12 protein-coding genes are annotated in these 14537 nt (G+C 67.8%); 4 read left to right on the forward strand and 8 right to left on the reverse strand.

The genetic code is table 11. The annotated features are described in order from the left end of the window. Positions 1-3: 3 nt before the first annotated feature. The 7 genes from AC07WJ_RS29820 to AC07WJ_RS29850 all read right to left on the reverse strand — a co-directional run bounded on the left by AC07WJ_RS29820 (position 4) and on the right by AC07WJ_RS29850 (position 7011). Positions 4-1320, reverse strand: a complete 1317-nt coding sequence (locus AC07WJ_RS29820) for a bifunctional folylpolyglutamate synthase/dihydrofolate synthase (protein WP_494938343.1) — start codon at positions 1318-1320, stop codon at positions 4-6. 97 nt (positions 1321-1417) lie between these two features. Beyond that, positions 1418-2290 carry an acetyl-CoA carboxylase, carboxyltransferase subunit beta gene (gene accD / locus AC07WJ_RS29825; RefSeq protein ID WP_494938344.1) on the reverse strand — a complete coding sequence of 291 codons (873 nt, stop codon included), beginning with the start codon at positions 2288-2290 and terminating at the stop codon, positions 1418-1420. 133 nt (positions 2291-2423) lie between these two features. Beyond that, on the reverse strand, positions 2424-3260 hold the full coding sequence (gene trpA / locus AC07WJ_RS29830; RefSeq protein ID WP_494938345.1) for a tryptophan synthase subunit alpha: 837 nt from the start codon (positions 3258-3260) through the stop codon (positions 2424-2426). Then, the gene (trpB, locus tag AC07WJ_RS29835; protein ID WP_494938346.1) at positions 3257-4474 is read right to left on the reverse strand and encodes a tryptophan synthase subunit beta; all 1218 of its coding nucleotides are present in this window, start codon (positions 4472-4474) and stop codon (positions 3257-3259) included. Before trpB ends, trpA begins: the two co-directional genes overlap by 4 nt. Then, positions 4471-5148, reverse strand: a complete 678-nt coding sequence (locus AC07WJ_RS29840; RefSeq protein WP_494938347.1) for a phosphoribosylanthranilate isomerase — start codon at positions 5146-5148, stop codon at positions 4471-4473. Before AC07WJ_RS29840 ends, trpB begins: the two co-directional genes overlap by 4 nt. 74 nt (positions 5149-5222) lie before the next feature. Next, on the reverse strand, positions 5223-6488 hold the full coding sequence (fabF, locus tag AC07WJ_RS29845; protein ID WP_494938348.1) for a beta-ketoacyl-ACP synthase II: 1266 nt from the start codon (positions 6486-6488) through the stop codon (positions 5223-5225). Position 6489: 1 nt separating this feature from the next. Beyond that, entirely contained in the window at positions 6490-7011 is a 522-nt protein-coding gene (locus AC07WJ_RS29850) for a winged helix-turn-helix transcriptional regulator (RefSeq protein WP_494938349.1), read from the reverse strand. 152 nt (positions 7012-7163) lie between these two features. Here AC07WJ_RS29850 and AC07WJ_RS29855 point away from each other — a divergent pair, with 152 nt between their 5' ends. Next, the gene (locus AC07WJ_RS29855; RefSeq protein WP_494938350.1) at positions 7164-8165 is read left to right on the forward strand and encodes an aldo/keto reductase; all 1002 of its coding nucleotides are present in this window, start codon (positions 7164-7166) and stop codon (positions 8163-8165) included. A 22-nt stretch (positions 8166-8187) separates the two neighbouring features. Here the strand turns inward: AC07WJ_RS29855 and AC07WJ_RS29860 are convergent, their stop codons facing one another. Beyond that, a complete protein-coding gene (locus AC07WJ_RS29860; protein WP_494938351.1) occupies positions 8188-8997 on the reverse strand; it encodes an IclR family transcriptional regulator in 810 nt (269 codons plus the stop codon). A 163-nt stretch (positions 8998-9160) separates the two neighbouring features. On the opposite strand from AC07WJ_RS29860, the gene AC07WJ_RS29865 reads away from it, so the two are divergent. From AC07WJ_RS29865 to AC07WJ_RS29875, 3 genes are all read left to right on the forward strand, one after another. Next, positions 9161-11233 carry a hydantoinase/oxoprolinase family protein gene (locus AC07WJ_RS29865; RefSeq protein WP_494938352.1) on the forward strand — a complete coding sequence of 691 codons (2073 nt, stop codon included), beginning with the start codon at positions 9161-9163 and terminating at the stop codon, positions 11231-11233. Beyond that, positions 11230-12882 (forward strand): hydantoinase B/oxoprolinase family protein, encoded by a 1653-nt coding sequence (locus tag AC07WJ_RS29870; RefSeq protein WP_494938353.1) that lies wholly within the window; start codon positions 11230-11232, stop codon positions 12880-12882. The genes AC07WJ_RS29865 and AC07WJ_RS29870 overlap by 4 nt, the downstream gene beginning before the upstream one ends. Positions 12883-13003: 121 nt before the next feature. Further along, complete coding sequence (locus AC07WJ_RS29875) at positions 13004-14533, forward strand: ABC transporter substrate-binding protein (RefSeq protein ID WP_494938354.1); 1530 nt, start codon at positions 13004-13006, stop codon at positions 14531-14533. Positions 14534-14537 lie beyond the last annotated feature (4 nt).

Consider the following 14537-nt stretch of genomic DNA (forward strand, 5'->3'; position numbering starts at 1 on the left):
CGGTCAGCGCGGCTGCCAGCCGTCGGCGGCCAGCACGTCGCCGGCGAGATAAAGCGAGCCGGTGATCAGCACCCGCGGCGGGACGGAGCCGGCGGGCAGGGCGCGGACGGCGGCCAGCGCCTCGCCGAGGCTGCCGGTGGCCGTCGCGTCGAGCCCGATCGAACGCGCGGCGGCGGCCAGATCCTCCGGCGTCAGCGCCACCGGGTGGCTGAACGGCATGGTGAAGATCTTCGGCTGCAGCCGCTTGAAATAGTCCAGGAATCCGCGCGGATCCTTGGTCGACATCATGCCCAGCACCATCACCAGGGGGCGCGGATCGCGCGCCGCCATCCGGGCGATCGCCTCGCTCAGCACCTCGCCGCCACCGGGATTATGGCCGCCGTCGAGCCAGATCTCGCTGTCGTCGGGCAATTGCCTGGCGAGCTTGCCCTTGCCGAGGTTCTGCAGTCGCGCCGGCCATTCGACCGTCTGCAGCCCCTGTTCGATCGCCGCGTCGCTCAGCGCGAAGCCGGCGGTCTTCACCGCGGCGATGGCGGTGCCGGCATTCTCGAACTGGTGGGCGCCGATCAGCCGGGGCGGCGCGGCATCGACCAGGCCGTCCTCGTCCTGATAGACGAAGCGGCCGTTTTCCTCGCGGGCGAACCAGTCGAGGCCGGAAACCAGCAGGCGCGCCCGCTGGCGCTCGGCCATCTCCTCGATGACTGCGAGCGCCTCGGGCGTCTGGCGGGCCACCACGCAGGGCCGTCCGCGTTTCAGGATTCCAGCCTTTTCGCCGGCGATCTTGGCGACGGTGTCGCCGAGATAATCGGCGTGATCCATCGAGACGGGCGTGATCACCGTCACCGCCGGCCGGGTGATGACATTGGTGGCGTCCAGCCTGCCGCCCATGCCGACCTCCAGGATCACCGCATCGGCGGGATTGCGGGCAAACAGCACGAAGCCGGCGGCCGCGGTGATCTCGAACTGGGTGATCGGCTCGCCGGCATTGACCCGCTCGACCTCGAGCAGCACCTCGGCCAGCGCCTGGTCGTCGACGATCCTGGCGCCATCAGGCTTTCCGATCCGGTAGCGCTCGTGGAACCGCACCAGATGCGGCGAGGTATAGACATGCACGCTGCGCCCGGACGCTTCCAGCAGCGCGCGCGAAAAGGCCGTGGTCGAGCCCTTGCCATTGGTGCCGGCGACATGGATCACCGGCGGCAATTGCCGTTCCGGATGGCCGAGCGCCTTCAGCACCCGGTGCATGCGATCGAGGGACATGTCGATCAGTTTCGGATGCAGCTTGGTCAGCCGCTCCAGGATCGCGTCGATAGGGGTCATGGCAAGCGTGTTCACGACGGGAGATGGCCGTTCCTGCACGGACAATGCTACGCGCCGATGGCGCCGGAAAGACGCCTCGGCGCGAAGGTGATGCGCGTCAGGCCGCCTCGGCGGCGCTCGCCGGCGGCGCCTTGGTCAGCACGCGGCAGAGGCGGGCGAGCGTCTCGCGCAGCTCATGGCGATGCACCACCAGGTCGACCATGCCGTGGTCTTTCAGGTATTCGGCGCGCTGGAAGCCTTCCGGCAGCTTCTCCCGGATGGTCTGCTCGATCACCCGCGGTCCGGCGAAGCCGATCAGGGCGCCCGGTTCGGCGATATGCACGTCGCCGAGCATGGCATAGCTGGCGGTGACGCCACCCGTGGTCGGATTGGTCAGCACGACGATATAGGGCAGCTTGGCGGCGCGCAGCGCCTGGACGGCGACCGTGGTGCGCGGCATCTGCATCAGCGACAGGATGCCCTCCTGCATGCGCGCGCCGCCCGACGCGGTGAAGATGATGAAGGGCGTGTTCTTCTCGACCGCGGTCATCATGCCCTTGACGATGGCTTCACCGGCGGCGGTGCCGAGCGAGCCCGCCATGAAATCCATGTCCTGGACGGCGACGGTGACCGCGAGGCCCTCCAGCTTGCCGTAGCCGACCTTGATGGCATCGTTCATGCCGGTCTTGGCGCGCGCATCCTTGATGCGGTCGACATAGCGCTTTTCGTCGCGGAACTTCAGCGGGTCGGCCGGTGCGTCGGGCAATTGCACGTCGAACCAGGTGCCGTTGTCGAAGACCGACTTGAGCCTGGCGGTCGAGCCCATGCGCATATGCACGCCGGAGCCGGGAATCACGAAGAGATTGGTCTCCAGGTCCTTGTGGAAGACCATCTGGCCGGTCTCGGGGCATTTCACCCAAAGGTTTTCCGGCGTATCGCGCTTCAGGAACGATCGGATCTTCGGGGGAAGAACGTCGGTGATCCAGTTCATCTGCGGGTCCTGGGACAGGCGACCGCCTGCGGTCGCAAACAATTTCATGGGAGCAACGGCCGCAAGCAGCCGTGAAGAGGTCAATATAGGCTATCGGGGCCTTGCGCGCGAGGCGGCAAGGCCCGCGGCCGGCTCATTCCGCCGTGCGGCGGGCGCCACGCACGCCGGCCGCCAGCGAGCCGACGATATCGGCGACCGCCTGCGCGGTGCCCGCGCTGCCCTTGCCATCCTGGTCAAGCGAGGATTTCACCGCGTCAACCAGCGCCGAGCCGACCACCACCGCATCGGCCCCACGGGCGACGGCCGCGGCATGATCGGCGTTCTTGACACCGAAGCCGACGGCGACCGGCAGGGTCGTGTGCCGCTTGATGCGGGCCACGGCCTCGGCCGTACGGTCGAAATTCGGCGTCGCCATGCCGGTAATGCCGGTGATCGAGACGTAATAGACGAAACCGGAGGTGTTGGTGAGCACGGTCGGCAGACGCTTGTCGTCGGTGGTCGGGGTCGCGAGCCGGATGAAGTTGAGGCCGGCCTGCAGAGCCGGCAGGCAGAGCTCGGCATCTTCCTCCGGCGGCAGGTCGACCACGATCAGCCCATCGACGCCGGCGGCCTTGGCATCGGCGAGGAAGGCCTCGACGCCATAGATATAGACCGGGTTGAAATAGCCCATCAGCACGATCGGCGTGGTCTGGTCGCTGGCGCGGAACCAGGCGATGTCCTCCAGCGTCTTCTTCAGCGTCTGGCCGCCGGCGAGCGCGCGCAGGCCGGCGGCCTGGATCGCCGGGCCATCGGCCATCGGGTCGGTGAAGGGCATGCCGAACTCGATCACGTCGGCGCCGGCGCCGGGCAGGGCCTTCAGGATCGCGCGGGCGGTCTCGCGATCGGGGTCGCCGGCCATGACATAGGTGACGAGGCCGGCGCGGCCCTCGCGGGCGAGATCGGCGAAGCGGGTGTCGAGGCGGGTGCTCACAGCTTGGTTCCCAGGATTTCGGCGACCTGCGGGACGTCCTTGTCGCCGCGACCGGAGAGGTTGACGACCATCAGGTGATCCCGGGGCTTGGTCGGCGCCAGATCCTTGACCTTGGCCAGCGCATGGGCGCTTTCGAGAGCCGGGATGATGCCTTCGATCTTGGACAGCAGCTGGAAGGCTTCCACCGCCTCGTCGTCGGTGGCCGAGAGATATTTCACCCGGCCGATATCGTTCAGCCAGGAATGTTCAGGGCCGATGCCGGGATAGTCGAGGCCGGCCGAGATCGAATGGCCCTCCTGGATCTGGCCGTCATCGTCCATCAGGAGATAGGTGCGGTTGCCGTGCAGCACGCCGGCACGGCCGCCGGCGATGGAAGCGGCATGCAGCTTGGTCAGGCCGTGGCCGGCGGCCTCGACGCCGTAGATCTCGACGGTAGGGTCGTCGAGGAACGGGTGGAACAGGCCGATGGCGTTGGAGCCGCCGCCGACGCAGGCGATCAGGCTGTCCGGCAGGCGGCCTTCGGCGGCTTGCATCTGCGTCCGCGTCTCGTCGCCGATGATCGACTGGAAGTCGCGCACCATGCCGGGATAGGGATGCGGGCCGGCGACCGTGCCGATGCAATAGAAGGTGTCGCCGACATTGGTCACCCAGTCGCGCAACGCCTCGTTCATGGCGTCCTTCAGGGTGCGCGCACCCGACTGAACCGGCACCACCTCGGCGCCGAGCATCTTCATGCGGAACACGTTGGGGGCCTGCCGGGCGACGTCGACAGCGCCCATATAGACCACGCATTGCAGGCCGAAGCGGGCGCAGAGCGTGGCGGTGGCGACGCCATGCTGGCCGGCGCCGGTCTCGGCGATGATCCGCTTCTTGCCCATGCGGCGGGCCAGCAGGATCTGGCCCAGCACATTGTTCACCTTGTGCGAGCCGGTATGGTTCAGCTCTTCGCGCTTCAGGTAGATCTTCGCGCCGCCGAAATGGTCGGTCAGCCGCTCGGCGAAATAGAGCGGGCTCGGACGGCCGACATAATGGGTGAGGTGGCCGGTCATTTCCTTGGCGAAGGCCGGGTCGACCCTCGCCTCGGCATAGGCCTTTTCCAGGTCGAGGATCAGCGGCATCAGCGTTTCGGCGACGAAGCGCCCGCCATAGATGCCGAAGCGGCCGCGATCATCCGGGCCGGTGCGGTAGGAATTGGGTTTCGGCGGCACGTTCATCGCTTGTCTCCTGCGCCGGCGACCGCGGCGGCGGCCTGACGTGCGGCGGCCACGAAGGCCCTGATCTTGTCGGGATCCTTGACGCCCGGCGCGCTTTCGACCCCGGACGACACATCGACGCCTGACAGCCGCGTCAACCTGATCGCATCTGCCACATTGCCCGGATCGAGGCCCCCCGAAAGCATGACCGGGCGGCCGGGGTCAAGGCCGGCGACGAGGCGCCAGTCGAACGGCAGGCCATTGCCGCCGGGCAGCGCCTCGGCTGTTTTCGGCGGCTTGGCATCGAGCAGGAGGAGGTCCGAGACCGCCGCATAGGCCGGCACGACATCGAGATCGGCCTTCTCGGCGACCCCGATCACCTTCATGGCGCGCACCTTGAAGCGCTGGCGGATATCCGCCACCCGCTCCGGCGTCTCATGGCCGTGCAGCTGAATGAGATCGGGCTTGAGGTTCGCCATGATGTCGGCGATGGCATCGTCGGTCGGGTCGACGGTCAGCGCCACGACGGCGGCGCGGCCGCAGGTGCGGCCTGACAGGGTACAGGCGGTCGCCAGCGAGACATTGCGCGGGCTCTTGGCGAAAAACACGAGGCCGACCATGTCGGCGCCCGCGTCGAGCGCCGCTTCCATGGCGAGCATCGAGGTGATCCCGCAGATTTTGACCAGCAAAGGCATGGGGCGACGTCTTTAGAGCCTGTCGAGGCGATGCACCACCCTCATCATCACATGAGGCGGCGTTCGTGCCGGTCTCAGGCCCAGCGCTTGAAGATGACGCTGGCATTGACGCCGCCAAAGCCGAAGCCGTTCGACATGGCGTGGGTCAGCGCCATCGGCCGGGCAATGCGGGCGACCAGGTCGACGCCCTCGGCTCCCGGGTCCGGATTGTCGAGATTGAGGGTCGGCGGCACCACCTGGTCGCGCAGCGCCAGGATGGTGAAGATCGCCTCGAGCCCGCCGGCGGCTCCCAGAAGGTGGCCGGTGGCGGATTTGGTCGATGTCACGGCAACGCGCTTGTCGCGGCCGAACAGCGTCTTGATCGCTTCCAGCTCGCCCTGGTCGCCGACCGGTGTCGAGGTGGCATGGGCATTGAGGTGCTGGATGTCCCTCGGCTTGAGGCCGGCCTGGGCGAGCGCCGCCGCCATCGAGCGGCGCGCGCCGCTGCCGTCCTCGGGCCCCGAGGTGATGTGATAGGCATCGGCCGTCGTGCCATAGCCGACCAGTTCGGCGATCGGCTTGGCGCCGCGCGCCAGCGCATGGTCGAGCGCCTCGATCACCAGCATGCCGGCGCCTTCGCCCATGACGAAGCCGTCGCGCTGCTGGTCGAACGGCCGCGAGGCGCGTTCCGGCGTTTCGTTGAAGTCGGTCGACAAAGCGCGGGCGGCGGCGAAGCTGCCGAGGCTGACGACGTCGATACAGGCTTCGCTGCCGCCGCACAGCGCGATATCGGCCTCGCCTGCGTGGATCATCCGGGCGGCATCGCCGATCGCCTGGACACTCGCGGCGCAGGCCGTGACCGGGGCCCCGAGCGGGCCCTTGAAGCCGTGATGGATCGACACCTGGCCGGCGGCGAGATTGACCAGGAAGGACGGCACGGTGAACGGCGACAGTCGGCGCACGCCGCGCGCCTCGACCGTCTTGACCGCCTCGACCATGGCCGGGAAGCCGCCAATGCCCGAGGCGATGATGGTGGCGGTGCGCTCCTGCTGGTGCTCGTCGGCGGGTTTCCAGCCGGCCTGGCCGATGGCTTCCGCTGCGGCCAGCAGGGAGAACAGGATGAAGCGGTCCATCTTGCGCTGGTCCTTGGGCGAGGCGGCGAGGTCCGGGTCGAAACCGCCCTCGGGATCCTCCGCCTTGCCCTGCACATTGCCGGCGATCTTGGCCGGCAATTGCGCGGCGATCGCCTCGGGCAGGGCCCGGATGCCGGACCGGCCGGCGATCAGCCGCGACCAGGCAAGGTCCACCCCGCAGCCGAGCGGCGACACGAGGCCCATTCCAGTGACGGCAATACGGCGCATGTCAGGCTCCCGGTCCGGTCGATAGGGTTGTCGGCCGCGAGGCCTTGAATGAATTGAGCCGCTCGATCATGCCCGCGCTGGCGCAGGGCCCGGCCGTCAAGATGACGGTGTCGAGCGTTACCGGCGTGAGGCTTGGTCCGTCCAGCACCACGGGCTCGACCGGCCGGCCCGAATCGCGTCCGGCCAGCACCACCGAGGGGCCCTCGGGCGCCAGATGCCGATTGCCCCAGGCGAGCATGGCGCTGACGACGGGAAAGAAGTCCCGGCCTCGCGCGGTCAGGACATAGTCGTAGCGCGGTGGCCTTTGGCTATAGGGCCGGCGCTCGAACAGCCCGATCTCGGTCATATGCTTCAGGCGGCGCGCCAGGATATTGCTGGCGATGCCGAGGCTCTTCTGGAATTCGTCGAAGCGGGTGAGGCCCTGAAAGGCGTCGCGCAGGATCAGGATGCTCCACCACTCGCCCACGCAATGCATGGTGCGGGCGATCGGGCACTCGTCGGCTGGCGGCTCGGTCGACGTCATCGGCCGAACGCATAGCGGCCTGACTTTCCATTCGCAAGTCGCAAATGGCGGCCGGTCCTTCGGGGCGAGCGTCATCGACGGAATGTGAAGAGCCATGGCCGGCGCGCCGGGCTAGATCTGTCGCCGCTGCATCGAGTCCGGAGGAATGGGGCATGACCAGGACGCAATCGGGGCCAGTCGAACGTCGCAAGCTCGGTTCCGGGGGACTTGTCGTCTCGGCGATCGGGCTCGGCTGCATGCCGCTTTCCGGGGTCTATGGCGAGGCGGACGATGCGGCCTCCGAAAGGCTGATCCGGCATGCCATCGACAGTGGCGCCGATCATCTCGACACCGCCGACATGTATGGCTGGGGTCACAACGAAGAACTGGTCGGGCGGGCCATCAAGGGCCGTCGTGACCAGGTGATGCTCGCCACCAAATTCGGCCAGACGCGCAGCGAAAGCGGCCCGAACGGCGTCAATGGCCGGCCCGATTATGTCATCCAGGCCTGCGAGGCCAGCCTCAGGCGGCTCGGAGAGACCGTGATCGACCTCTACTATCAGCACCGCGTCGATCCGGCCGTGCCGATCGAGGAGACGGTCGGCGCCATGGCGCGCCTGGTCGAGCAGGGCAAGGTGCGCCATATCGGCCTGTCCGAGGCAAGCCCTGAGACCATCGGCCGGGCGCACAAGGTGCATCCCGTCGCCGCCGTGCAGACCGAATATTCGCTGCTCTATCGGGCCGAGGCCGAAGCGACCCGCAAGACCACGGCGGCGCTCGGCGTCGGCTTTGTCGGCTATTCGCCGCTCGGCCGCGGTTTTCTCACCGGCATGATCCGCGACTTGTCGCAGGTCGACGGCCGGCGCGCGGCGCATCCGCGTTTCCAGGGCGAGAATTTCGCCCGCAACCGCGAATTGGTCGGCCAGTTCGAGGCGCTCGCCGCGGCCAAGGGCTGCACGCCGTCGCAACTGGCGCTGGCCTGGGTGCTGGCGCAGGGCAAGGACGTGGTGACCATCCCGGGCACCCGGTCGATGCCACGCTTCGACGAGAATGTCGGTGCTCTCGCCGTGGCGCTGGAGCCAGCCGACCTGGCGCTGCTGGACCAGGCGATCCCGCCCGGCGCCGCCGCCGGCACGCGTTATCCCTCGGCCGCGATGACAGCGGTTCAGCGCTGATCGTCGCCGGACGCGCCGGGGATCAGCCGCGCGTCATTTCCATCGCGGCACTGGCCCGCCGGAGCGTCGGGTCGAACGGATTGACCCGTTCGGCGATGCCGCGCACCTCGCTCTGCAGGATCTTGGCGAGCTCGACGCAGCGTTCTTCGGTCAGCCGGTCGGTGGTGGTGCCGATGCTGATTGAGGCGAGCGGGTAGCCGCGCCGGTCGAGGATCGGCACGCCAAGACCCGCCATGCCGGGGATCAGGCCGGACCAGCGATAGCAATAGCCGCGCTGGCGCACCTCGGCGAGCTTGCCGCGCAGCGAGGCCTCGTCGAAATCGCCCATTTCCTGCATGCGCGGCAGGTTGCGGCGGATCACCTCGTCCTGCTCGTCGGGCGGCAGGAAAGCCAGGATGGCGGTGGACCCCTGGCCGATGCCGAGCATCACCTTGCCGCCGATATCGCCGGTGAACGAGCGGATCGGCAACGGGCCGGCGCTTCGGTCGATGCAGACCGCCTCGTAGCCGTTGCGCACCAGCAAAAACAGGGTTTCGCCCAGCGTGCCGGTGAGGCGCAGCAAGGCGGAGCGGCAGATGTCGCGCAGGCCCGCGACATTGCCGGCGCGCGCGCCGAGCAGGAACAGTTCGAGGCCGAGCGAATAGCGTTTCGTCCTGACATCGAAGGCGACGACGCCTTCGCTCACCAGCGATTTCAGCAGGCGGTGCGCCGTCGGGCGCGGCAGGTCCACCGCGGCCGCCAGCTCGGTCAGGCGCTGGCCGGAGTCCTCGCCCGCGCCGAGGCTTCGGAGGACGGCGATCGCGCGGTGCAGGCTGCCGTGAGCTTCCGCCATAGAATTCCACCTAATGAAAATGCTTCTGTCATTGACGAGAAATGATTTCAGTCAGCGATAATCTATCATATTTCCTTCAATCTGGCGATATTTTCTCTTGCCAGTCCCCATCTCGCCGGAGATCGTCTCGCTCCTATACGAAGTCGGTGGCAAGGGAACCAACATGGCGCGGTGGCGTGTAGGGGTCGATTCCGGCGGCACATTCACGGATGTCTGCCTGTTCGACGAGGACGAGGGCCGGGTCGAGGTCTGGAAGGTGTCCTCGACCCCCGACGATCCGTCGCGCGGCATCGCCCAGGGTGTCGACGAGGGCATCCGCCTCGTTGTTCCCGACCAGGGCGAGAAGGCCGGGGCCGCCGTCTCCTATTTCGGCCACGGAACGACGGTCGCGACCAATGCCCTGATCCAGCATCGCGGCGTCGCCACCGGGCTCGTCACCTCGGACGGCTTTCGCGATCTGCTGGAGATCGGCCGGCAGAAGCGCCCCGACCTCTATGACATGCAGGCCGACAAGCCGCCGACGCTGGTGTCGCGGGATCTGCGCCATGAAGTCCCCGAGCGGGTCCGCCACGACGGCAGCATCGAGACGGTGCTCGACGAGGACCGGGTGCGGGCCGCGGCGCGGGCGCTGAAAGCCGCCGGTGTCAAGGCGATCGCGGTGTCCTTCCTCTATGGCTTCATCCGGCCCGAACACGAGCGCCGGGCCGTCGCGATCCTGCGCGAGGAACATCCCGATGCCTTCATCTCGGCCGGCCATGAGATCGCGCCCGAGTTCCGTGAATTCGAGCGCCTGTCCACGGTGGTGCTGAACGCCTATCTCGGCCCGGTCATGCGCAACTATATCGAGCGCCTGACCCCGCGCCTGTCGGCGCTCGGCGTCACCGCCACGCCGCACCTGACCCAGTCGAACGGCGGTGTCATCGGCTTCTCCACCGCCGCCGACATGCCGGTGCGCACGGTGCTGTCCGGACCCTCGACCGGGGTCGTCGGAGCCCAGGCCATCGGCAAGCTCGCCGGTTTCGAAGACCTGATTACCTTCGACATGGGCGGCACCTCGACCGATGTCGCGCTGCTGACCGGCGGGCTCTGCAAGCTGACTTCGGAAGCGGTGATCCACGGCTATCCGGTCAAGGCGCCCATGCTCGACATTCACACGGTCGGCGCCGGCGGCGGCTCGATCGCCCATATCGACGCCGGCGGCTTCCTGAAGGTCGGTCCGCGCAGCTGCGGCGCCGATCCGGGGCCGGTCTGCTACGATCGCGGCAATACCGAGCCGGCGACCACCGACGCCAATGTCGTGCTGCAGACGTTGAATCCGGACTATCTGCTCGGCGGCCGCATGGCGGTGCGCCAGGACCTCGCCAAGGCCTCGATCGCAGCGCTCGCCGACAAGCTCGGGCTCGGTGTGATGGAAACGGCCCAGGGCATCATCTCGGTGGTGACCGCCAATATGGCGCGGGCCATTCGGGTCATTTCGGTGCAGCGCGGTTATGACCCGCGCGACTACACCATGATGGCCTTTGGCGGGGCAGGGCCCCTTCACGCGGCGCGCCTGGCCAAGGAGCTGGACATGAGGCGTGTCCTGGTGCCACGCAATCCCGGCATCCTCTGCGCCATGGGCCTGCTGCTCACCGATCTGCGCGCCGATTTCGCCGCGACCAAGCTCCTGCCGGCGACCTCCGCCTCGACCGAGGAGGTCGCGCAGGTCTTCGCCGGGCTCACCCGCCGCGCCGAGGACTGGTTCCACGAGGAGGAGATCGATGCTCCCGCCCGTCGCCTGACCCGCACCGCCGACATGCGTTATGCCGGCCAGAACTACGAGCTCGCCGTGCCTCTGCCGGATGGGCCGATCACGGCGGCGACGATCCAGGCCCTCGCCGCCGGCTTCGCGGACTCGCACAAGCAGCGCTACGGCTTCATTGCCGAAGGCGAGCCGGTCCAGCTCGTCACCTTGCGGCTGGAGGCGACCGGCGTCGTACCCAAGGCCGAGCTGAAGGCCTATCCCGATGGCGGACCGGATGCCTCGGGCGCGGTCATCGGACGCCGGCCCGTCTGGTTTCCGGAAGCCGGCGACTTCGTCGACACACCGGTCTATGGCCGCGACAAGCTCGAGCCCGGTAACCGCTTCGCCGGCCCGGCGATTGTCGAGCAGATGGATACGACGACGGTCGTGCCGCCTGGCATGACCGCCCGCATCGACGCCTATCTCAACCTCATCATGGAAGTTTCGGCATGACCCTGGCCGTCCAGCCGCGTCCATCGATCGCGCTCGATCCGATCACCGTCGAGGTCATCGGCGCGTCCCTGTCGTCGATCGTCGAGGAAACCGGCGAGGCGCTGATCCGCGCCTCCTATTCCACCAATATCAAGGAGCGGCGGGACTGCTCGACCGCGCTGTTCGATGTCGCGGGCAATACGCTCTGCCAGGCCGAGCATATTCCGATCCATCTCGGCAGCTTCATCGGCATCGTGCCGCACATTCTGCGCCTGCACGCGGCCGAGGACATGCGGCCGGGCGATGTCTTCGTCGGCAATGACGCCTATGAGGGCGGCGGCACCCATCTGCCCGATATCGTGCTGGCCGAGCCGATCTTCGTCGAGGGCCGCATCGCCGCCTGGACCGTCAACCTGGCGCATCATTCCGATTTCGCCGATCGCGGCCATGCCCATATCTACCAGGAGGGCCTGCGCATCCCCCCCGTTCGGCTCTATCGCGCCGGCGTGCTGCAGAAGGACGTCCAGGACCTCATCCTGCTGAACTGCCAGGTCCCGCGCGAGCGCCTGTCGGACCTGCGCGCCCAGATGGCGGCCAACCGGGTCGGCGTCCAGCGCTTCCAGGCGCTCTGCGCCAAATATGGCGCCGAAACGGTGCTGGCGGCGGGTGCCGCGCTGCTCGACTATGCCGAGCGCAAGATGCGCGCCGGCATCGCCGCAATGCCCGACGGTACCTGGCGTTTCGACGACGTCTTCGACAATCCGGAGATCACGGACACCTTGCCGCTGTCGGTCGAGGTGACCATTCGCGGCGATGCCATGTCGTTGCATTTCGATGCGCCGGACCAGCTGAGGGCCGGGTTGAACATGACCTATACCGCGCTGCTGGCGACCGCCTATTACGTGGTCAAGTCGGTGGTCGACCCCACCATCCTGCCCAATGCCGGATTGGCGCGGCCGCTGACCATCACCGCACGTCAAGGCAGCATCCTCAACTGCGTCCACCCGGCGGCCGTCAACGGGCGGGTGCAGACCTGCCAGCGGGTGTCCGATCTGATCCTCGGCGCGCTCGCCCAGGCGGTGCCGGATCGGGTCACCGCCTGCTCGAACTCCACCTGCACGGTCGCGACCTTCATCGGCACCCGCCCGGAGGACGGCTCGATCTGGGTCTATCTGGAGACCATGGGCGGCGGCAACGGCGCGCGGGCGACCAAGGACGGCCTCGACGGCGTGCATGTTCACGTCACCAACACCTCGAACCTGCCGGTCGAGGCGCTCGAGATCGAATATCCGCTGACCCTGATGCGCTACGAACTGGTCTCCGATTCCGGCGGCCCCGGCACCTATCGTGGCGGCATGGGTTTGCGCCGGGTTTACCGGGCCGATCAGGACTGCCGGGTGCGGGTCGACGTTTCCAGGCTCCGGTCGCGCAACTGGGGCCTGCTCGGCGGCGGCGAAGGCGGCCAGGGCGCCATCGAATGCGGCCCGGGCGTGACCTTCGACCGCGACAGCGGCGTCCTGAAGGCCGGCCAATGGTTTGCCGTGGTCAGTCCGGGCGCCGGCGGTTACGGCCCGGCCGAGGGCCGCGACGCCAAGGCCGTGGCGCGCGACCTTGCCGAAGGGGCGATCAGCCCGGCCACGGCGCGCGACGTCTATCACCACGAGGCCTGAGGCGGGTGCCGGTCCGGCGCGCCTGTCGCGCTCGGTCGGCGGCCGCATCCGGACACACGCATCGTCCGAAAAAAGACCAGAGCCAAAAGGCCAGAGTCAAAAAACCAGAGGAGAATTCCGCATGGCTTTCCATCCGAGCCGTCGAGCCGTTCTCGCGGGCGCCGCCGCCGGCGCCGTGCCGTTCCTCCGCATTCCCGGTGCCAAGGCGAGGACGCCTGGCATTCTGACCTTCGGCCTGTCCAGTTATCCGCCGAGCCTCGAGCCCTGGGTCAATAACGGCACGGCGGCGGCGACCATCAAGCTGATGACCTTTCGCGGCCTGACCTCCTACGGGCCGGACGGCAATCTGCGCCCGGAGCTTGCCGAGTCCTGGGAGCCGGTGGGCACCACCGGCTGGACCTTCAAGCTGCGCGACGCCACCTTCCACAACGGCGAGAAGGTGACCTCGGCGGATGTGCGCTGGAACATCGAGCAGATCGCCGCCGACCGCTCCACCGCGCATTTTCGCGAGGAGATGAAGGGCGTCGACAAGATCGAGACGCCCGACGACCGCACCGTGCGGATCTTCATGAAACAGCCGCGCATCACCTTGCCGGATACGATGGCGAGCTATCGCCTGCCGATTGTCTCGCGCAATTCGCCGCCGCGTGGCCCCGCCATCGGTGCCGGTCCCTTCGTGGTCAAGGCCCAGGAGCGCGGCGTCTCGGTGACGCTCGAGGCCTATGACAAGTTCTACCGGCCGGGCCTGCCCAAGCTGAAGGGCATTCGCGCCATCGCCTATGCCGACGAGAACCTGCGCGTCGCCGCCCTGCAGTCCGGCGATGTCGATCTCATCGAATATGTGCCCTGGCCGGCCATGGACGCCATTCTCGCCAATCCGCAACTGTCCATGGACGCGGTCGACGGCGCCTTCATGTATCTGGTCTTCAACGGCGCCCGGCCGCCGTTCAACGATGCCCGCGTGCGGCGCGCTGTGGCCCATGCGGTCAAGCGCGACGAACTGGTCAAGGCGGCCTTTTCCGGACGCGGCTCGCCGCTGCAGCAATTGCCGATCTCGCCGAACAGCCCCTTCTACAATGCCGAGTTCAAGGACGGCTGGCGCTACGATCCGGACCTGTCGCGCAAGCTCCTGGCCGAGGCCGGTCATCCGAACGGCCTGTCCTGTTCGCTCGCTTCCACCGCGCAATACGGCATGCACAAGGACACGGCCGAAATCGTCCAGCAGCATCTGGCGGCCGTCGGCATCAAGGCCGAGCTCAACCTGCCCGACTGGGCGAGCCGCGTCGCCATCGGCAATCGTGGCCAGTTCGATATTGGCGTGATGGGCACGGCCGCCGACAGCAACGACCCCGATGGCCTCGCCAATTTCGTCGATGGCAGCCTGGCGCCATCCTTCTCGCGCAGCGTCAATCTGAAGATCGATCGCATCACCCAGCTGTTCGCCGCCGGCCGCGCCGAATATGACGAGGCCAAGCGCCGCGCCATCTATCGCGAGCTCGAGGGCGTGGCGATCGAACAGGCCCCGTTCGTCGGCCTCACCTGGCGCAGCCAGGGTTACGCCATGCGCCGCGACGTCACCGGCTTCAAGAACCTGCCCGGTGCGCTGACCTTCTATTCCGGGCTGACCTTCGAGACCACGGCGCTGGGCTGAGACC

Source organism: Phreatobacter sp. GW821-FHT04C01 (genome assembly GCF_059420385.1).